Raw genomic sequence first — 19,677 nt, 5'->3', positions numbered from 1 at the left:
TGGCATTCGGCTCGCAAGCGGGCCGGGATCGAGACGTTCCGGGCAGCGGCGCGCGGGCGAGAAGGCGCAGTCGTACGGGCAGTGGAAGCTGAGATCGGCCGCAGGGCCGAGCCGTTCTCGTTGCAGATCATCGTGCTGCCGGTCCTCGACCGGCTGATTCGCTCGGCCGGACCGTCTGCGTTCCTCATCTCCGAGCACGGGTATGCGAGTGACGGTTACGAAGACTGGTTGCGCGCCCTGGTACGCGCACTCGCCAGAACGACGTGAGGCGTGCCAAGGGTCGCCCGGCCGGTGCGTGGTCAACACGACTCCGGATCGACGACCGTGCCGACCTCGGCGAGTTCGCGCAGAATCACCCTGGCCGCGTCGAGCAATTCAGCCTCGGCGCTGCGAACCTGCTCAGCCGAGATCAGATCCACCAGGTCCTGCGCCGCCGGCCGGACACGGGCTCTCGGAATTCGCTGGCCGCAGGGCACGCGCTGACTCACACTGGCCAGGATGGCTGACGATGCGGATGACGGGAACGACCACTGGTACTACGCACCTGCCAAGACGTTGCATGGAGCGCTGCAACGCGGCTGCGGCGCGGCCGGTGCCTGGGTCGCGGCTCATCGGGTCGCACCGGAACTGGTGTTGGATTGTGTGCGCCGGGACTACCGGTGGGACCGGCAGGTCGACGAGCGGACGGTTTACCTCGCCCGGCTGGTCTCGACGTCGAGCTGTCCATCGACCCGGTAATCGAACAGCTCTGGCGAGCCGGGCGAAACACCGGGTACGACGGCAACCGGTTCGGTCACAGCGTCGACGTACTGGCCGCCCTCGCCCGGACACACGTTTCCGCGGCGGTCGATGCTTTGCACCAGTATGTGTGTGAGGGTGAACGCTGGGTCGAGGTCCTGCAGGCCGTCGCCGATACCTGGCCCAGCGAATGGTGGGACGACCTCGCTCCGTTCGTTGCAGGCCGTGCGGTGGACGCTAGTGCCGTATCAAGCAACGTTGGGTAGGTAATCCGGTCGGCGGATCTTGGAGTTGACGGCGAAGTGGCGTTTCGGGTGGCAGTGGCGGTTGCGCCAGCGCAAGTAGCCCGCGATGGCGGCTTCTTGGGCGGCGTGGCTGGGGTAGTCGCTGCCGTCGAGGGTGAAGTAGCGGACCGCGGTGAACTCGCACTCGATCCAGTTCAGCCAGGAGGCGTTGGTGGGTGTGTAGACCAGCTCGATGTCGTTGGCTGCGCACCATGTGACGACCTCGGCCTTGCCGTGGGGCCCGTAGTTGTCACAGACCAGGTAGATCTTCCCGGCCGGGAAGCGGCGGCGCAGCTGCTTGCAGAAGTCGAGGAACTGCGGCCAGCGTTTGCGGTCACGGAACCGGTGGAATATCTGCCCAGTGGCGAGGTCGAGCGCGGCGAACATGTGCCGGACCCCGCCGGTGCGGGTGTAGGTTGCGCGCAGGCGGGCCGGTCGGCCGCGAGGGAACCAGCCGCGACCGGGACGGGGCTGCAGGTTCAGCGGACCGAACTCGTCGACACAGATCACCCGTCCGTCGGCGGGCGGGTGGTCGTAGAGGTCGAGGATGCGGGTCTCCTTGGCCACGAAGTCCGGGTCCTTGCTCGCTTTCCAGGTCTTCGTCGCCTGCCACGACACACCCTCCGCGCGCAGGATCTTCCGGACGGTCTCGGTGCTCGCCCTGATCCAGGCGCGCTCGGCGAGGTAGTCGACCAGCTTGGCCAGGCTCCAGGTCGTGAACGGCAACCCCAGCTCGGTCGGTTTGCAGGCAGCGATGCGGCAGATCTGATCACGGGCGGCCGGCCCGAACTTAGCTGGTCGACGCCACGTGGTCTTTGCGAACCTCGACGAACCCCGACATCGAAGCGCAGGGCAACCAGTGGTCCCAGGAGGCAGCCACGGGACTCCGGCCCGAGGACGACCGTGGATTGCTCACCGGCGAACAAGTGCGCCAGCGCGGGGCCGACTTGCCCGAGCAGGTTGGGTCGACGCCACCAGCCTGCGACGTCGGCATAGCGATGCTGGTCTGTGCGGTCTCCGCGCCAGGTGAAGGCACTACGGAGCCCGGACTTCACCCCTTCCAGTCGCACCTATCCAGACACCGGCCCATGATCGCGTCGCAGGCTTCTGCAAGCAATTGGATTTCACCTGTATGACGTGGCTACCGCTTGCTCGGGCCGATGACCTCGGGGCCGCGACGCACGCACGTGCCGACGACCGGTTGTTGGCCGAACTCACGCCACCTCGAGCCGGCACATGACGAATTGCCTGTCGGACTTCGCACTGTTGGTCGTTCCCACGGCATGAACGAGGACGTCGAGCCAACCACCTGAGCGAGTCTTGAGGGACCCTCGCACCGGTCGGGTCCGCTCACCGGGATGATTCGCAGAGTACCGAACCAGGTCCAGCACGCCTTCGGCGTGGTCCATGTGGACCATGGCTCGAAGACTGCTGTTCGCCGGCACCGGAACGTCGATGTGCGCGAAGTCGTCGCTCGTGACGACGACCGACTCGTGCACAGCGTCCACCACGATGAGCGGGTCGGTGACGATCGCCGCGAAGGCTCCGAGCTGCCGCATCAGCGGACCGGACACCGCCTGGCGCACCTGGCTCAGGCCGACCTTCGCGGAGAAGCCGACGTAGTAGCTCCCGGATCTCCTGCGTCCGACCGCTCGGACGCCACACCGCGACCGCGTGGCGACGTGGCACTGTTCCATGAACATGATCATCGGCTCGTCGATCTCCGCGTCACGGAAGTCCTGCATCATCGCGGTGATCACCACCCGGAAGTCGTCGGTCAGGACGCTGTCCATGAACCGGTAGGGATCACGACCTGTCGGCCCACCGCGCCAGTCACCGGTCGGTGCCTCGACTCCGTAGAAGCCCGGCGCCTCTTCGCCCCACCAATGCCGCAGCGACCCACCGCTGCCCGGCGCCGGCTCTCCCCACTCCCACACCGCGATCGGCGGCCTGGCCGGAAACGGCTCTCCCGCCGGGACGTAGCACGCCTGCAGAGCTACGAGTGAGCCATCACGGCCGCCCAGCGCTGGTTTGACCCAGACGTCGAATGTGTCGTAGCCGTAGTGCGCTGTTGCCCGCTGCTCGACGCAGCTCTTCCGAGCATTCTCGATCAGCGGCGCGACGACCTTCCTGACGACGATGTCGGCGTTGTTCAGCGAAACACCGGTGTAAAGAACATCTCCGATCGCGTAGAGCAGGCTGTCTTCGTCGAGAGCTCGCCACTGACCCTCGTGGCGTCTGCTCTTCGGGTGATTCGTGGTCACGACCACTCCCGGAACTGATGAAGTTGTGGTGCGGCCCGCGGTTCGTCCGGCTGCCTGCTCAACTGGACCATCCGGTCAGGCCGGGTGAATGCTCAAAAGCACCGCCGTCGGTGCCCCAGGACGGCGACGGTCACGAAAGGCGAGTCATCGCCGGCCAGCTACAGCGTCGCGCCCGGAACCCTGTTGGCGCTGCGACACATTGCACGACACGGCTCGTGCTCCGGATAGCGCGGAAGTCATGGATTTCCGCCGTGGCTCTTCAACCAGGCTCGACTCCCCGCCGAGTCCGGTACCTCATCGGTCACCACGGACACACGGATGTAAAGCGTGCTCATCCAACCCCTCCCCTGGGTGCCACTCACGTCGTGTCGAGAGACGAGCCCAAGAATCCTAAGCGATCAAACCACCGCAGGTATAGACCAAACGGGTGGACATCGAACACCTGAACCACATCGCGCAGAGCCACAACGGTGACATGTCCCTCCAAACGGACCTGTTCTCCGGCGACCTGTAGCGCGTAATGGCCGTTCCGGCGCGTGTTCCCGTCGGCGCGCCGGTGGCCCACTCTCAGTTCCCGAGGTGTGGCCGGTTCTCCGCACCGCGGTCCTCAGTCGCGTGCGTCGAAATACCAGCCAGCGGCAGTCGCGATCGGCAACGCAGCCAACAGTTCGAACTGCCGCCCACGTTCGCGAAACTATTGGGTGGAGCCGGAAGGCTCCGAGAGGAGTCATATTTCCATGCGACGAAAGTCGTTGCGGCACTGTGTGCTGCGCACAATCACGATAACCTCGACCGCCGCGCTGGTCGCGGCGGTTCCGGCGACCGCGTCCGCGGCCCCGGAGCCGGCGCACCACGGGGTGCCGCTGCCGGCGTCCTGGACCCCGCCGGCCGGCGTCAACCACACGCCGACTGGCGTCCCGGCCGACCGGCTCCCGGCCGGACCCACGCGGACGGCACCGAGATCCGCGCAGTCACCACGAACGCTCACCTGCGCGTCGGGAGCGCCCGTCGGAACCCAGCCGTGGTTCGCGATGGACCGCTACCCCATCTCCGACCGCACCGAACTGCTGGTCAACCGGGCCGACGGCAACGCCGTGCTCACCGACCGCGAGCTGACGGTCAAAGGCACTGGCCTCGACATGTCCTTCGACGCCACCTACAACAGCCAAGACTCCTGGGGCAACGAGCTGGGCGGGCACTGGACGATCTCGGCCGGCGACGACATCCGCCTCCGGGTGATGCTCGGCTCGGTCATCGTCCGGGACGCGACCGGGTACTGCTCGGAGTACACGCAGAACGCCGATGGCAGCTACACCACGCCGTCCGGCTCGCACGCGACGCTGACGAAGCTCGCCAACGGCACCTACCACCTCACCCAGGACGACTCCGGCCAGGTGTGGTCGTTCACCGGTGACGGGCAGCTCTCGTCCCAGGCCGACCGCAACGGTCACGCCATCACCTACCGCTACAACTCCGACTATTCGCTGGCTTCGATCACCGACACCCAGGGCCGGGTTACCACCCTCATCCGCGACAGCAACGGCTTGCCCCAGTCGGTGACCGACCCGACCGGACAAATCGCCGCATCCTACAGCTGGGATCCCAGCAGCGGACGCATGACCGGGATCACCAACCGAGCCGGCGACAAGATGAGCTTCGGCCTCGACGCCGACGGCCACATCACCAGCCTGACCACCACGCTGGGCCGGGTGTACACCCTTACTTACGACGCGAACGGCGCGGTGACGCAGGTGGCCGAACCCAACTACGACGGCGTCGCCAGCACCACCGGCTACGCCTACGGGACCGGCACGACGATAGTGACCGACCCGAACGGCCACAAGACCACCTACACCTTCGACAACCAGTACCGGCAGACCAAGGCGACCGACGCCCTCGGTCACAACCGTACCCAGTCCTGGTCCGCCCACGGTGATGTCGCGTCGCTGACCGACGGGCTGAACAACTCGGTGACCTACGACTACGACCCGCTCAACAACCTCAAGGGCGGCAAGCTCCCGACCGGTGCGGCGATGAGCCTCGGCTACACCGACACCGCCCATCCGCACCTGCCCACCCAGATCGCGGACTTCTCCGGCAACAAGGTCACCAGCAGCTACGACACCTTCGGCAACGTCACTGCCGTGCACTCCGATGCGCTTAACGCCGACGTCGCCCGATACACCTACGCACGTGGTCTGGTCGCCTCGGCGATCGACGGCAACGGGCACACCACCGCCTATGGCTACGACACTGCCGGAAACCTCATCACGGTCACTCCGCCACTGCCGCTGAAGCCGACCACTTACACCTACGACTCGCTCTCCCGGGTCACCAGCGTCACCGATGGTAACGGCATCAAGCTCGTCTACGGCTACGACAAGCTCGACCACGTCGTCTCCGTCGCCAAGGCCGACGGCACTGGACTGGCCGCCTACACCTACGACAAAACCGGCAACCGCACCATCGCAAGCACCACCGGGGCCACCTTCACCAACAGCTACGAACGACGTCTGCTGACCCGCGTCGTGCGCACCGCGGGCACGACCACCGGAACCGCGACCTACCACTACGACCGGGCCGACAACGTCACCGCTGTCGACGACCCCACCGGCTGGATCTACTACGGCTACGACCCCGCGAACCGGCTGACCTCGATCAAGGACCAGGCGACCAAGACCACCACCTACGGCTACGACAACGCCGACCACCGCACCTCGGCCACGCTGCCCGGCGGCACCACCGAAACCATCACCCTCGACAAGTCCGCCCGGCAGACCGGGATTACGGTCAAGAACCCGGCCGGGACAGCGGTGTTCTCGACCTCCTACCGCTACACCCGGCCCGACGGCACCGACACCGGCCAAATCCAGTCGCGCAACGACGCCTCCGGAACGGCCGACAACACCTACGACGGACTCGGCCGCCTCACTAAAGCCGGCGCTCGCACCTACAGCTACGACAACGCCGGCAACGTCACCGCCGGGGACGGTCACACCTACACCGTCAACAACGCCAACCAGATGACGAAGATCGACAGCACGACAGTCGGCTACGACGGCGCCGGCAACCTGACCACCACCAACCCGGGCGGCCAGGCGAACTACAGCGACACCAACCAGCTGACCTCGGTCACCTCCGGCACCAGCGCCCTGTTCACCGCGTCCTACGACACCCTCGACCAAACCCAACCGGCGTCGATCACCGAGCAGGCCGGATCGAATAGCACGACGCATGTTTTCACCCGCACGGCGGCGTGCAGGGTCTCGGCGAGCATCGCCGCCGCAAAGGGCTGCGCCAGGGCCACAGTCCCCACCACCAGCGGCTCGCGAACGTGGCGCAGGATCAGCAACACGACGACCGCGACCGCGAGCCCGACCGCGATACCCACGGTGTAGGACCAGCCGAGCCGCAGGGTCGTGAGCTGCCCGCCGGCGGCGCCGATCGCGATCCCCAGGACGACGAGCGCGGTGCCGTCGTTGATGAGGCTTTCCCCGCGCAGCACGGTCATCCACCGGGACGGCAGCGCCCGGGCGTAGGTGGCGACCGCGCTGGCATCGGCGGGGGCGAGCACCGCGCCCAGGATCCAGGCCGCCGCCCAGCCGAGGCCGAACGCATGGGCCACGAGGGCGGCGACCGCGGCCGTGCCGATCACGAGCGGGACGCCCAGGAGGAGCACCGGTCGCCAGTACCGGCGGACCTGGGCGATGGACGTCGAGTACGCCTCCCAGTAGAGAATGATCGGCAGCAGGACGACCAGGACCAGTTCCGGGGGCAGCTCGACCCGGGCGGTGGTGGGCAGCAAGGCGAGGACCGCGCCGGCCAGGAACATCAGCGTCGGCGCGGGGAGCTGGAGCCGGCGAAGCCGCTTGCGCGCCTGCCACCACGACCCCGATCAGGACGAGAAGTGCGTTGGTGTGCATGAGGGTCCTTTGAAGATGCGGCCGGGAACGCCGAAGGGGCGCACCGGTCCGGCCGGTGCGCCCCCTCACCCGTTGCGGTCAGACCGCCTGGGCCGTCGGAAGGATGGTGATTTCGGTGAGGTTGACGTGCCGCGGGACCGACGCGATGAACGCGATCGTCTCCGCGACGTCGGCGGGGCTGAGACACTCGATGTCGTTGAGCAGGTCGGCCATCAGCTTGCTGGCGTCGGGGTCGGTGACGTGGTCGGGCAGCTCGGTGTCGACCATGCCGGGTTCGACCGCCGACACCCGCACCATCTTCCGGCCCAGCTCGACCCGCGCGAGGCGGGAGAAGTGGCTGATGTAGGCCTTGGTTCCCGAGTAGACGGAAAACTTTTCCAGGACGCGCGTCGCCGCGATGGAGGACGTCGTGATCAGGTCGGCGGGGCCGCCGTCGGCCGCGGAAGCGATCAGCTGGGGCACGAACGCGCCGAGAACGTTCATCACGCCCGTGACGTTCAGGTCGATCTGGCGCTGCCAGTCGTCGACCTTGAGGTCTTCGATCGGCGAGATCAGCTGCACGCCGGCGTTGTTGACGACGAGGTCGACGCGCCCCAGCTCCCGCTCGACCCGCTGGGCCGCTTCGCGCACGGCCTCGCGGTCGGTCACGTCGAGCGCAACGGCCAGCGCGGTGCCGCCGGCTTCGGTGATCCGGGCCACGAGCGCGTCGAGGTTTTCCTGGCGCCGGGCCGCGACGGCGACCTTGGCCCCGAGCTGGGCGAGCCGCTCCGCGGTGGCCTCGCCGATGCCGCTGCTGGCGCCGGTGACGACGGCGACGCGGCCGGTGAGCGGGGTGGTGGTGATGACCTGCGACATGATGGTTCCTTTCCGAGTCCCTGGCGGACCTGATTGGTCTGTGTCCTCAGAAAACCAGTCGTGCCACCGGAAAAGGGGGTCGAAAAGGGCTCCGCGTATCCAGGGACAAAGTGGTCCCCTTTGGCGCGGGCGACGTTCAGAAGGTGATGACGAGCTTGCCGCGGACGCGGCGGCCGGCGGGCAGCGCGGCGCCGCAAATCTAGAAGGCCCGCGGGGCCGAGGGGTGGCTACCGGGTGGCGAGCTGAGCCAGCAGGGTCAGCGCAGCCTCGGAGGATGACCCCGGTTCGGCGGTCTGCACGACCAGCAGCTGGTCCGGGTCGCCTGCTTCCCGCCAGGTCTGGCAGGTCAGGGTGAGGTCGCCGACCAGCGGGTGGTGGTACGCGGTGACCTCGGTCGTGCGCTGCCGGGTGTCCGCCCACCGGGCGGCGAACTCGGGGCTGCGGATGGACAGGTCGCCGATCAGCTCTCGGAGTTCGGGGTCGTCGTGGTGGCGTCGCGCGTAACGGTGCAGCAACGCGGTCGTGGTGCCCGCCGCGGCGGGCCAGTCGGCGAACAGCTCGCGGGCGTGAGGGTCGGTGAAGACGAACCTGGCCTGGTTGCGCTCCGGCCGGGGCACGGACGGAAAGTCCGCGATGAGCGCGCCGGCGAGCCGGTTGCCGGCCAGCATGTCCAGCCGGCGGCCCAGCAGATACGCCGGCGCGCGAAGGCCCTCCATGAGCCGGCGGGTGGCCGGACGCACACGCTGACGGGGGAGTCTCGGTGTGGTGTCCATGGAACCAGGGTGCAGCCGGCCGGGGCGCCGGACCGGGCTCAGGGTCGCCCAGTTCGTCCCCCGACCGGCAGGGCCCGGTTCGGCCACCTTTTCGCTGCTCACGGCTGGTTGTGTGCAGGGCACAGTCATCAACCGGCCCCGGGAAGGGCCCAGCGGAAGGACGAGATCATGGCCACCTGGTTCATCACCGGAGCGTCCCGCGGACTCGGCGCGGAGATCGCCCGCACGGCCTTGGCCGGCGGCGACACGGTCGCGGTCGCGGTGCGCAACCCGGACCGCCTGCCCGACGACCTCAAGACCGCCGAGCGGGTGTTCCCGGTCGCGCTGGACGTGACCGACACCGCCGCCATCGGCCCGGCCGTGGAGTCCGTGGCAGAGCGGTTCGGTGGCATCGACGTCCTGGTCAACAACGCCGGGCGAGGTCTGCTCGGCGCGCTGGAGGAGGTCAGCGACGCCGAGGCGCGGTCGCTGTTCGACCTGAACGTCTTCGGGCTGATCAACATGACTCGCGCGGTGCTGCCGTACCTGCGGGAAGCGGGCGGCGGCAAGATCGTCCACATCGGATCGCGCTCCGGCTTCGAGGGCGAGCCCGGCGTGAGCAGGTACAGCGCATCGAAGTTCGCGGTCGCCGGTATCAGCGAGGCATTGTCAGTGGAGCTGGCGCCCTTCGGGATCCAGAGCATGGTCGTCGAGCCGGGCGTGTTCCGCACCGACTTCCTCGACCAGAGCTCGCTGTCCGTCCCGGCGAACCGCATCCCGGCCTACGACGGCACCCCGGCACACTCCACATTGGACTGGGTCGGCGAAGCCAACCACACCCAACTGGGCGACCCGGTCAAGGGCGCGGCCCTCATCCACGAGGTCACCGGTCAGGACAAGCTGCCTGCCCACCTGTTGCTCGGCGGCGACGCCATCGACCGCTGGCAGGTCAAGGTGGACCACATCGCCGACGACATCAGGCCGTGGCAGGAGAAGTCGGTCGCCACCGCGCACCTGGACTGACCTTCACCATCGGTCGGCGCAGACACGTTTGGCTGCCGTCTGCGGCTGGTGCTGGATCGTAATCGGGCCGAAGAGCAGCCCGCTCGTGTGCGACGACCGGCGCCCCGGGGTGTATCCCTTGGCCTGGCTGTCGGGGCCGGGCCAAGGGATACGCCGGTGTCAGGCGGCGCTGAACACGTGGACGTAGTCGACGAGCAGCTGCTGCGGGAATGCGGTCGAGGAGTCGGGGCTGCCCGGCCAGGTTCCGCCCACCGCGAGGTTCAGGAGCGTGAAGAACGGGTGGTCGAAGACCCAGCGGTTGCCGGCGGGGATGTTGGCGGGCGTCAAGGTCAGGTAGCGCGTGTCGTCGATGAACCAGGACACCGAGTTCGGCTGCCACTCGACGCCGTAGGTGTGGAAGGCCGCGGAGAGCGGGGTGCCGTCCGGGGTGCGAGTGGATCCGCCCGGGCCGTTTTCGTCGAAGTAGCCGGGGCCGTGGAGGGTGCCGTACACGGTGTCCGGCTCGCTGGCGACATTCTCCATGACGTCGATCTCGCCGCAGTTCGGCCATTCCGCGGTGTCGAAGTCGTTGCCCATCATCCAGAAGGCCGGCCACATGCCCTTGCCCGAAGGCACCTTCATCCTGGCTTCGATCTTGCCGTACTGCTGGGCGAACTTGTCCTTGGTGGTCAACCGCGCCGAGCTGTACCGGCACGGGCCGTACCAGCACGTAGAGCCTTCCGGCTGTTCCTCGAGCGCGGAGATGGCCAGCTGACCTTCACCGTTGAGCGCGGCATTGCGGGTACTGGCGGTGTAGTACTCCAGTTCCTGGTTGCCCCAGCCGTCGCCGCCGATCTGGGCGGTCCACTTGCCCGGGTCCGGCGGGCTGCCGGCTTCCCCGTCGAAGTCGTCCTGCCAGACCGGGATCCACGCCGGCGCGGCGATGGCCGGTGTGACCGGCGTCAGCGCTGCTCCGAAGAGCATCAAGGCGCCGCAGATCCTCAAGAGACGGTTCAAGACTCCTCCTCGAGGTCGGAGACCACTATATGAAGGAACCCTTCATATAGTGGACGAGGCTATGACCTGCGACGCTGACCGTCAAGCATGTGCCATACTGGGCGAAGCTTCATGAAGGAATCCTGCAAGAAGGAGTTTGTTGATCACCAAACCGGGGCGTCCGGGGCTCTTGCGGACCATCAACGACAAGGCGGCGTTCGAGCTGCTGCTGGCGCGGGGCGCGCTGTCGAGGGCGCAACTCGTCGAGCTGACCGGGCTGACGCATCCGACCGTGACCCAGGTGATCGGCCGGCTGGAGGCGAGCGGTCTCGTGCTGCCGGCCGGTGTCGACGGGGCCGGGGAGCGGGGGCCGAACGCCAGGCTGTTCGTCGCGAACCCGCGCTCGGTGCATGTCGCGGGGGTCAGCGTGACGCCGTGGCGTACCGCGGTCGCCATCGTGGACGCGACCGGAGTCTCCGTGGCCGAACGCGAAGTCCCCGCAGGCTCCCTCACGCGGCTGCGTCCCACCATCGAAGCCGCTGCGGCCCAGGCGGGCCTCCGGGTCGCCGACCTGCACCAGGTGGTGATCGCGACGCCGGGTGCGATCCATCCGCGAACGGGTGAACTGGGGTTCGCGCCGCACATGACCGGGTGGCATCTGCCGGATCTGCCGGCCTCCCTGACCGCCGCGCTGGGGATCGACGTCGCCTTGGAGAACGACGTGAACGCGGCGGCGATCGCGGAGATGCGGATCGGTCACGCGCAGGGCGTCGACAGCTTCGTCCTGCTGTGGGTGTCCGACGGGCTGGGCATGGCCGTGGTGGTGGACGGCCGGATCCGCCATGGTGCCAACGGCGCCGCCGGTGAGGTCAGCTACCTGCCGGTGCCAGGCGCGCCGTTGTCCCGCGACGTCGGCCGGGGCGGGCACGGCGGCTTCCAGCTGACGGCCGGTGCCGCGGCGGTCCTGGAGCTTGCCCGGGCACACGGCGTCGGCGGGGAGTCGGCGGCCGAGGCCGTCGGCCGCGCCGGGCCCGGCCCGTTCCTTGCCGAACTCGCGACCAGGCTGGCCACGGGCCTGGCCTCGGTGGTGTCCGTGCTGGATCCCGAGCTGATCGTGCTCGCCGGGGACGTCGCCGAAGCCGGCGGCGGGGCACTGCTCGAGCTGATCGGGGCGGACCTGGCGGAGATCGCGGTGTCGCGGCCCCGCCTCGAGCTGAGCGCGGTACCGGGCGACGCGGTCCGCACCGGAGCGCTGCACGCCGCATTGGCCATGGCCAAGTCCAAGCTGTTCCCGCTGTGAGCCAACGCTGTTGGCACCTCTCATGAACAGGTGATATCCCATCGTCGTCTCATCGAACCGGGGTGAAGGTCGCGCAATGCGTCCCAAGATGTCCGCACCGATCGCCGTCGTGCTCGGCACCGCGCTCTTCGCCGGCTGCAGCGCCACTCCCGAACCGCCGGTCACCGGCTTCGTCCGGGTGGACCAGGTCGGCTACGCACCCGGGGAAACCAAGCACGCCTACCTGTTCGCTCAGCAGGACCCCGGCGAAGTCGGGTTCCAGGTCGTCGACACCGCCGGGCAGACGGTGTTCTCCGGTGCCGCGGGCGCGACGACCGGAGCCTGGAACGATTCCTTCACGGCAGTGCGGGTGCTGGACCTTTCGGCGGTGAAGACGCCCGGCAGCTATCGAGTCCAGGTACCCGGTGCTCCGCCGTCGCCGCCGTTCCGGGTGGCCCCGGCCGCCGACCTGTTCGGGCCCATCGTCGCGTCGAACGTCAAGTTCTTCCAAGCCCAGCGGGACGGCGCCGGCTTCGTCCGATCAGGCCTGCGGCGCGGACCGGCGCACCTGAACGACCGCCACGCGACGGTCTACCGGACGCCGCGCTACAACGAGGAAGGCACGGAACTGCTCGACGGGCAGCTGGCTCCGGACGGCGGCCCGGTCGACGTGTCCGGCGGCTGGGCCGACGCGGGGGACTTCCTGAAGTTCACGCACACCGCCGCGTACTCGGTCTCGGCTTTGTTGCTGGCGCAACGGGATTCACGCGTCGGCGGCGCCGATCTCGCCGCCGAGACCCGGCACGGCATGGACTGGCTGGACCGGATGTGGGACGACGACTCCGGCACGCTCTACGCCCAGGTCGGCATCGGGGCGGGGAACGAGGCCGTCCGCTCCGACCACGACATCTGGCGGCTTCCGGAGACCGACGAGCTCACCGACCGGCCGGTGTTCCGGGCCGCCGAGCCCGGAGCGCCGATCAGCCCGAACCTGGCCGGCAAGGTCGCGGCCGCGTTCGCCCTCGCCGCCCAGCTGGACACCGGCTACGGCGCGCGGCGCAAGCTCGACAAGGCCGCGAAGCTCTACGCCCAGGCGGATCGCCGGCCGGACGGCGAGCTGACCACCGCGTTCCCGCACGCCTTCTACCCGGAGGACTCCTGGCAGGACGACCTCGAACTCGCGGCGGCGGAACTCGCCTTGGCGGGCCAGGCACTCGATGATCCGCGCACCGGCGATTGGGCCCGCGACGCCGGAAGCTGGGCTGCCGCATACCTCGCGTCGGATACCAAAGGCACCCTTGGCGTGGGGGACGTCAGCGCACTCGCGCACGCGGACCTCATCCGCCTCGTCGACCGAGGACAGCCGGTCGCCGACGTCAGCCGTGAGGACCTGCTCGGTGACCTCACGCGCCAGCTCGACGCCGGCCGCGACCGCGCCGCCAAGGATCCTTTCCGCGCCGGAGCGAGCTACACGGAGTTCGACTCCGTCCCGCACACCTTCGGCCTCGCCACGACCGCGCTGCTCCACGCGCGCGTCACCGGCACCGGCACCTATGCCGCATTCGCCACCGGGCAGCGAAACTGGGTGCTCGGCGCGAACGCATGGGGCTCGTCGTTCGTCATCGGCGCCGGTACCGTCTACCCGCACTGCCCGGAACACCAGGCCGCCAACCTGACCGGCGAGCCCCTCGCCGGCGCCGCGGTGAACGGCCCGAACCAAGCGAAAAAGTTCGCCGAGCTCAACCATTTCCCGACGATGCGTGCCTGCGCCGTCCCGGACTTCGCCCGCTTCGACGGCCACGGTGCCCGCTACCTCGACGACGTCGGAGCCTGGCAGAGCGTCGAGCCCGCCGACGACTTCACCGCGACCGGACTGCTGTACTTCGCGCTTGCTTCGGCCGGATGAAGGTCCGTCACGCGATTTCGAAGGCCTGGCCGTAAACGTGCCGGCGAAGCCGGGTGGCGAGGTCGAAGTTGCCTTGCTGGAGCCAGACGCGTTGCGCGGCTTCCTTCTTCATCTCGATCACGCGCTCGTCGAGGAAAGCGTTGAGATATGCGGCCTCGTCGCCGCCCTGGGCCGGCGGGGTGGCGCGCCCGAGCGCGCGGGAACGGATCGACTGGAGGCCGTTGTACCCGTGCACCACCGCAGCGTCGTAGCAGGCGAACTGACCCAGCGCTCGCAGACCGTCCTGTTTGGCCAGTGAAACGGCCGGGTCGAAATAGCTCCGGTCCCGTTCGGACTCCTGGACGTCGCGGAAGACCTGGTCACCCGCGGCCTGCCGCCAGGCGTCGGGGTAACCGGAGTTCTTCGACCCACCCGCCCGGATCTCGCCATGGGGGAACAGTTGCTCATGTCGCTTCTCCTCTGTTCGGAAACCGGACCCGGCGCCCGTGCTCGCCGGGCCCATCGACTGTCGCCGCCGAGGGTTGAGGAGACTTTGGGGAAAGCTTGCGGTCGACCGCCACGCGGGTCCAGTGAGACGGGCGCCCCTTGCCGGCTCCCGGAACCTGCAGTGCCTGGACAGGGCACACCAAGTTGCGGTCCCGCGGTCGCATCAAGGTGAGCACCAGGCAAGCCGAGGAGGACGACCAGGGGCGCCGCGCCTGCACCGCCGGGCCGCTCACCGACACCGGCACCGAATGCCAGTTCTGCGGTCAAGGCGAACCCGGCGGCGGCTCCGCGGGTGCACGCCGGTCTGCGGCCCGCGAGGCGATGTCGCGAGAAGCCGGCTGCTGGTCTTCGCTCAGGACAGGTGGTGGAGCCAGGTGAGGATCTGGTGGTACCACTGGGGCTGCGCCTGGCTGAGGATGAGCAGCAGGATGCCCAGCGCCACCGCGAAGGTGACGAGGCCGAACACGAAGGTGAACAGCCGGCCGACCACGCCTCGGGCCGGGTGGTACGTCTGGTGGTTGAGGCTGCTGGCATGCCGGACGGTCTGCTGGCTTGCGCGGGACGCCTGCTGCATCGCGGCGTTCCGCGCGGAGGCCGCCGCCTGCTGGGCGGCCTGCTGTCCCATGAATCCCGGATTGGTCACTGCTACTCCCTGTCCCGTGGCTGCGTCCCCGGCGTCGCCAGGGCGTGCGACCACCGTGTCAGCCGCGCGCGCCAGGGGGATCCGTGCTGGTACGGAGAGCGGGTACGGAATGCCGCTGAAGGTGTCGCGTGCGGAACGGGGTCCGCGTCGCGGTCAGGAGCGCTGGGCCGACCAGGCGGCGATCTGGGTGCGGTTGGCCAGGCCCAGCTTGGCCAGGATGTGCTGGACGTGGCTTTCGGCCGTGCGCTCGGAAATGTGCATCAACGCCGCGACCTGCTTGTTCGTCAGGCCCTGCGCGACATGCCCGGCGACCTCGGCTTCACGCGGCGTCAGCCCGGCGGGCGCGTCGCCGCGGAGGGTCGCCGCGAACTCGTCGGCACGATGACGCAGCGGCGCCATCCCGAGCTGTGCGGCCGACGCCGTCGCCGTCGCGCACAACGCGGCAGCCGCCTCGAGGTCGCCGGGACGACGACGGCGCGCCAGCACCTGGGCCAGCTCGAAGCGGGCGAGGGCGGCGTACGGCGCCAGGCCGGCCGTGTCGTTGGCGGTGATACCGAGCCGGATCTCGCGGACGGCCTCGTCGAGCCGCCCGCACGCCGCCTGCGCGATCCCCAGGTAGGTTCGCACCGAGCCGACGTTCGTCACGGTCCCGGCGCCGCCGGTGACGAACAGGTCGGCGGCGGGTCGCAGCCGGGCGGCCATGTCCGCGGCGATGTCCGGCTCGCCGAGCATCGCCGCCAGCTCGGCCCTGGTCGCGAGCGCGGGCAGCAGCGCGGGCTGGGGAAACGCGTCGGGGCCCTCGGAGCGGCGCATGATCAGCCCGGCACGCTCGAAATCCCCCCGCCGCGCCAGGTAGAGCGCGTAGATTGGTGAGGCGAAGGCCGGCGTGTAGCGGTCGAACAACTCGAACTCCTCAGCGGTGAGCAGGTCGCCGCGGCCCGCAAGACCGTCGATGATGATCAGCACGAACAGCGAAACGCCGCGCATCGAGTCGTGCGTACGGCCCTCGGTCAGCCGCAAGCACTCCCGGACCGTTGCGATGGCGTCGTCGAACCGGCCCCGGCTCGCCTGGACGGCGGCCACGGCGCGCAGGTACTGCCACCGGGCGAGCGGCCGCCGCAACCGGTCGGTCAGCAGCCGCATCGGCGTCAGCGTCGCCTCCGCGTCGTCCACCCGGCCGAGCATCATGAACCCGTCGAACCGCCAGAGCCAGCCCCACAGCGTGGTCTCGTCGTCCTGTTCGGACTGGCCGAGCGCGTACATCCGCTCGGCCAGCTCGAGCCGCTCGTACACGCCGTCCGGCCCCGAACGCGCCATCTGCCGGGATCGCAGCGCCGAGCGGAGCACCCGCGTGTCGCCGAGCCGTTCCGCCATCGCGAGCGCCTCGCCCGACACGCGTTCCGGGTCGACACCGCCGACGAACCCGGCCTCACCCGCCAGCAACGCCAGCAGCCGGGCGCGCATCGGGCTGTCCTCGTCGGGCAGCTGGGCGAGTGCCTCGGCCGCCAGCCGATCGCCGCGGAATTCGCCCCACGGATCGGAAAGTCCTTCCATGGCAAGGGCAACCGCGCCGAGCGCATGGGGGTCACCGGCTTCGCGCGCAGCCTCCGCTGCCCGAGCGAGGATCGCTGCGGCGGGCTGGATGTCGCCGTTGCGGGTCAACGCGGTGGCCTGCCGCAGCAGCAACCGTCCCCGGTCGCCGGCCGACAGCGGCGCGCCGACGTCCAGCGCCTGCCGGTAGCGGTCGGCCGCCTGTTCCCAGGCGAGGCGGTCCAGCGCCTGGTCGCCCGCGCGCTCGGCCCATTCGACGGCCTCGCGGGGCTCCCCGACCGGCAGCGACGCCAGCCAGTGGTGCGCGATTTCCGTGGCCCGCTCGGCAGCATCGGGACGAGCGGCCAGCCAGGCCGCCATCCGGGCGTGCGCGCCGGCGCGGGTCGCCGTCGGCAGGTCGACCCGCGCTGCTTCGCGGATGAGGTCGTGGCGAAAACGCCACCCGTCCGCGCGGACGAGCAGGCCCGCGGCGCCGGCCTCGTCGAGCGCGCCGAGCACGACCTCGACCGGCCGGTCGGTCACCGCGGCCAGCTCCGGCGGCACCGGTTCACTCCCCAGCGCGGCGGCGGTGGCGATCAGCTCCCGGCAGCAGCCGCTGAGCCGGGCCAGCCGCGCGCGGACGGTGTCGAGCACGCCGTCCGGCAGCGTGTCACCTTCGAGCAGCGGCGCCAGCTCGTTCACGAAGAACGGGTTGCCGCCGGTGCGGCGGCTGACGACCGCGGCGACGTCCGAGGACACCGCGTCGCCGGTGGCGAGCTCGAGCTGGCGCTGGACGTCCGCGGTCGGCAGCCCGACCAGGCGGACGCGCGTCTGCTCCGCTTCGTGGGCCAACGCCGCCAGCGCCGACGTCAACGCCTCGCGGCCGCCGGTCTCGGTGTCCCGGTAGGTCGCCACGAACAGCAGCCTCGACCGCGACATCCCGCGCGCGGCGTGCACCAGCAGCGCCAGCGACGCCGCGTCGGCCCACTGCAGATCGTCGAGCACCACCAGCAGCCCGGCCGGCTCGGCGGCGCCGCGCAACTGGTCGGCGACGGCTTCGAACGCCTCGAAGCGAGCCGTCGCCGAGTCGGCCGTCGTGTCACCTCCGGCGAGGGCAGGCGGCAGCCTGCCGCCCAGCGCTGACGATCTGCCGGAAGATCCAGTACGGCGGACTACCCTCGTCGTCGCTGGCTCGGCCCCAGGCGACCGGGACGCCCGCCGCCGCGGCCCGCGCAACCGTCTCCTGCGCGAGCCGGGTCTTGCCGATCCCCGGCTCCCCGGTGATCAGGACGAGCCGGCCGCGCCCGGACCGCGCCTCGTCGAGCCGGGCGGCGAGCAGATCGGCCTCGCGGACCCGCCCGACGAACTCACCTGTCATGCCCAACACCATAGAGTTCGCCCGGCCCGTCCACCTACGCGCGAGAATGCACCTTCACCCGTGCGTACCCGGCGACGACCGCTGTGCAGGGTGGCGCCGGCGTAGCAGCCGTTGCTCGGGGCCGCCGGCCGGTCGAACGAACGGGCCGGGCGCGAAACGAGAGGTCGCACCCGGCCCATTCAATTCTGGTTCGTCAGGCGATGACGCCGATGCTGAAACTGGTCGAGCAAACGTGCGGGCCGTCCCCCCGGAACAGGGCGAGGGTCGCGGTTCCGGTTTCTTCGGTGTTGAAGACGGCGACGAAATACGTTCCGTTGGGGTTGACCGTGTTGTAGACGTGCGACCTGCCGGCCGCGCTGGTGACGACGGCGTCGCCGGTCTGCGATCCGATCCAGGCGCCGACGTTGTGGTACTCGATCCGGACGGCGAAGTTGCCGCTGCTGTCGGGCGGGCCGCCGAGGTAGCCGTGGTCGAAAGTGCCGCCGCAGTTCGGGTACGCGGGGGCGGCCGGGGCCGCGGACGCGGGCGTGGCCGCGAGGCCGAAGCCGAGCGTGGCCGCCGCCAGCACGGCGGCACCCTTGCCGAGCGCGGGCAGCAGTTTCCGCTTGTCGGCACGCGGATTCGATTCGGTCGAAATGGTCACCAATACTCCCAGAATTCCCTTAGGGCACGGCAAAACCGCGTCGCGACGAGCAGGCATCGGTCATCGCAGGCGCAGGCACGAGAACGGTTCTCGTTGATCGAGAGGTGAAATGGCGGTTCGATCTTGACGCGAGATTGATCTTGCGCATCCCGCAGTGGGCGCGGCAACCCTTTTCAGTGACGTCGAAACGTCGTCGTCGAGGAGCGCTGCCGCGCCGCGACACCTGCGCGGGTGACCCTTTCGATCGGAGTCGAAACGATTGCCGCGGCCGTGATCATGACCGGAAGATCAAGGTCGACCGCGACGAACAGGGGGATGGGTAATGAGCAGGACACGACCGATGCTGGTGGGCGCGGCGGTGGCCGGGCTCGCGCTGGCCGTGCTTCCCGGCGCCGCCTCGGCGGCTCCGGCGGACTCGGCGTACCAGTACTGCCCGAACACGACACAGTGCATAACCGGTCAGTGGCGGGCCGCGGCCGGCACCATCTACGTCGACTACGACATCACCTCGCAGTTCACCGGCGGCGGCCCGGCGGACACCGGCCAGGTGTGGCTGATGTACCACAACGACTGCGTGGCGAACCTCGACATGACCAGCGGGCACCGGGTCGGGACCATCGCCTGCCACACCGCCGGCGGGAACGTCCAGGTCGCCGCGACCATGAGCAGGTTCGACGCCGACATCAACATCGGCTGGCACCAGTAACGCGCGCCCCGGCTCGTCGTCGGGCTCTTCTGCCGCTGGTCGAGCCGACCCGGTCGACGAGCCCAGCTTGATCGCGACGAAGCGCTGCGCGCTCGTGAGGAATAGCGCAATTATGTCCAATAGAGGCGCACTTCCTGCACTATCACGCACTTGACATGCCCGGTGTTGCTCGCTTTACTGCTGAGCACGTCGGAACGGACGCCCGACGTCAGAGGTACGCCCAGCCGGTATGTCGGCCTCCGCCGCGAGCCCGGACTGAGTCGCCAGGACGCGCTCGTGGTCCGAGGCGGGG

Annotated in this window: 17 protein-coding genes and 1 pseudogene; 7 read left to right on the top strand and 11 right to left on the bottom strand. The window is 69.4% G+C overall.

Going from position 1 to position 19,677, the window contains the following annotated elements:
- Positions 1–81 precede the first annotated feature (81 nt).
- Both OG738_RS40750 and OG738_RS40745 read left to right on the top strand, forming a co-directional pair.
- A complete protein-coding gene (locus tag OG738_RS40750; protein ID WP_329049109.1) occupies positions 82–267 on the top strand; it encodes a hypothetical protein in 186 nt (61 codons plus the stop codon).
- Positions 268–498: 231 nt separating this feature from the next.
- Positions 499–738 carry a hypothetical protein gene (locus OG738_RS40745; protein WP_329049108.1) on the top strand — a complete coding sequence of 80 codons (240 nt, stop codon included), beginning with the start codon at positions 499–501 and terminating at the stop codon, positions 736–738.
- A 248-nt stretch (positions 739–986) separates the two neighbouring features.
- On the opposite strand, the gene OG738_RS40740 is transcribed toward OG738_RS40745, so the two are convergent.
- Positions 987–1,778: an IS630 family transposase gene (locus OG738_RS40740; RefSeq protein WP_329056992.1), complete on the bottom strand. Its 792-nt coding sequence runs from the start codon at positions 1,776–1,778 to the stop codon at positions 987–989.
- A gap of 458 nt (positions 1,779–2,236) precedes the next feature.
- The gene (locus tag OG738_RS40735) at positions 2,237–3,286 is read right to left on the bottom strand and encodes a hypothetical protein (protein WP_329049106.1); all 1,050 of its coding nucleotides are present in this window, start codon (positions 3,284–3,286) and stop codon (positions 2,237–2,239) included.
- Between the two features lie 737 nt (positions 3,287–4,023).
- Here OG738_RS40735 and OG738_RS44815 point away from each other — a divergent pair.
- Positions 4,024–4,548: pseudogene (locus OG738_RS44815) on the top strand (DUF6531 domain-containing protein); the annotation flags it as partial.
- A 1,904-nt stretch (positions 4,549–6,452) separates the two neighbouring features.
- Here the strand turns inward: OG738_RS44815 and OG738_RS40725 are convergent.
- The 3 genes from OG738_RS40725 to OG738_RS40715 form a co-directional block, all read right to left on the bottom strand.
- Positions 6,453–7,118 (bottom strand): cation:proton antiporter domain-containing protein, encoded by a 666-nt coding sequence (locus tag OG738_RS40725; RefSeq protein WP_329049104.1) that lies wholly within the window; start codon positions 7,116–7,118, stop codon positions 6,453–6,455.
- Positions 7,119–7,287: 169 nt separating this feature from the next.
- Positions 7,288–8,064 (bottom strand): SDR family oxidoreductase, encoded by a 777-nt coding sequence (locus OG738_RS40720; protein ID WP_329049102.1) that lies wholly within the window; start codon positions 8,062–8,064, stop codon positions 7,288–7,290.
- Positions 8,065–8,291: 227 nt separating this feature from the next.
- Complete coding sequence (locus OG738_RS40715; RefSeq protein WP_329049101.1) at positions 8,292–8,837, bottom strand: MmyB family transcriptional regulator; 546 nt, start codon at positions 8,835–8,837, stop codon at positions 8,292–8,294.
- Positions 8,838–9,005: 168 nt separating this feature from the next.
- On the opposite strand from OG738_RS40715, the gene OG738_RS40710 reads away from it, so the two are divergent.
- Positions 9,006–9,839 (top strand): SDR family NAD(P)-dependent oxidoreductase, encoded by an 834-nt coding sequence (locus OG738_RS40710; RefSeq protein ID WP_329049100.1) that lies wholly within the window; start codon positions 9,006–9,008, stop codon positions 9,837–9,839.
- Positions 9,840–9,998: 159 nt separating this feature from the next.
- Here OG738_RS40710 and OG738_RS40705 read toward each other — a convergent pair whose 3' ends face one another.
- On the bottom strand, positions 9,999–10,835 hold the full coding sequence (locus tag OG738_RS40705) for a glycoside hydrolase family 16 protein (RefSeq protein ID WP_329049099.1): 837 nt from the start codon (positions 10,833–10,835) through the stop codon (positions 9,999–10,001).
- A gap of 139 nt (positions 10,836–10,974) precedes the next feature.
- On the opposite strand from OG738_RS40705, the gene OG738_RS40700 reads away from it, so the two are divergent.
- Positions 10,975–12,114 carry an ROK family transcriptional regulator gene (locus OG738_RS40700; protein WP_329049098.1) on the top strand — a complete coding sequence of 380 codons (1,140 nt, stop codon included), beginning with the start codon at positions 10,975–10,977 and terminating at the stop codon, positions 12,112–12,114.
- A 76-nt stretch (positions 12,115–12,190) separates the two neighbouring features.
- Positions 12,191–13,999 carry a glycoside hydrolase family 9 protein gene (locus OG738_RS40695; protein WP_329049097.1) on the top strand — a complete coding sequence of 603 codons (1,809 nt, stop codon included), beginning with the start codon at positions 12,191–12,193 and terminating at the stop codon, positions 13,997–13,999.
- A gap of 7 nt (positions 14,000–14,006) precedes the next feature.
- Here the strand turns inward: OG738_RS40695 and OG738_RS40690 are convergent, their stop codons facing one another.
- The 5 genes from OG738_RS40690 to OG738_RS40670 all read right to left on the bottom strand — a co-directional run bounded on the left by OG738_RS40690 (position 14,007) and on the right by OG738_RS40670 (position 18,679).
- Positions 14,007–14,501 carry a chitosanase gene (locus tag OG738_RS40690; protein ID WP_329049096.1) on the bottom strand — a complete coding sequence of 165 codons (495 nt, stop codon included), beginning with the start codon at positions 14,499–14,501 and terminating at the stop codon, positions 14,007–14,009.
- Between the two features lie 336 nt (positions 14,502–14,837).
- Positions 14,838–15,128 carry a hypothetical protein gene (locus OG738_RS40685; protein WP_329049094.1) on the bottom strand — a complete coding sequence of 97 codons (291 nt, stop codon included), beginning with the start codon at positions 15,126–15,128 and terminating at the stop codon, positions 14,838–14,840.
- Between the two features lie 153 nt (positions 15,129–15,281).
- A complete protein-coding gene (locus OG738_RS40680) occupies positions 15,282–17,783 on the bottom strand; it encodes an ATP-binding protein (RefSeq protein ID WP_329056991.1) in 2,502 nt (833 codons plus the stop codon).
- A complete protein-coding gene (locus OG738_RS40675; protein WP_329049093.1) occupies positions 17,758–18,036 on the bottom strand; it encodes an ATP-binding protein in 279 nt (92 codons plus the stop codon). The genes OG738_RS40680 and OG738_RS40675 overlap by 26 nt, the downstream gene beginning before the upstream one ends.
- A 193-nt stretch (positions 18,037–18,229) precedes the next feature.
- Positions 18,230–18,679 (bottom strand): hypothetical protein, encoded by a 450-nt coding sequence (locus OG738_RS40670; protein ID WP_329049091.1) that lies wholly within the window; start codon positions 18,677–18,679, stop codon positions 18,230–18,232.
- A gap of 322 nt (positions 18,680–19,001) precedes the next feature.
- Between OG738_RS40670 and OG738_RS40665 the strand changes: the two genes are divergently transcribed.
- Positions 19,002–19,385, top strand: a complete 384-nt coding sequence (locus OG738_RS40665) for a hypothetical protein (protein ID WP_329049090.1) — start codon at positions 19,002–19,004, stop codon at positions 19,383–19,385.
- Positions 19,386–19,677: the final 292 nt, after the last annotated feature.

Origin of the sequence: Amycolatopsis sp. NBC_01488 (assembly GCF_036227105.1) — a bacterium.
Lineage (GTDB): Bacteria > Actinomycetota > Actinomycetes > Mycobacteriales > Pseudonocardiaceae > Amycolatopsis.
This window is presented reverse-complemented; position numbering and strand designations above follow the sequence as displayed.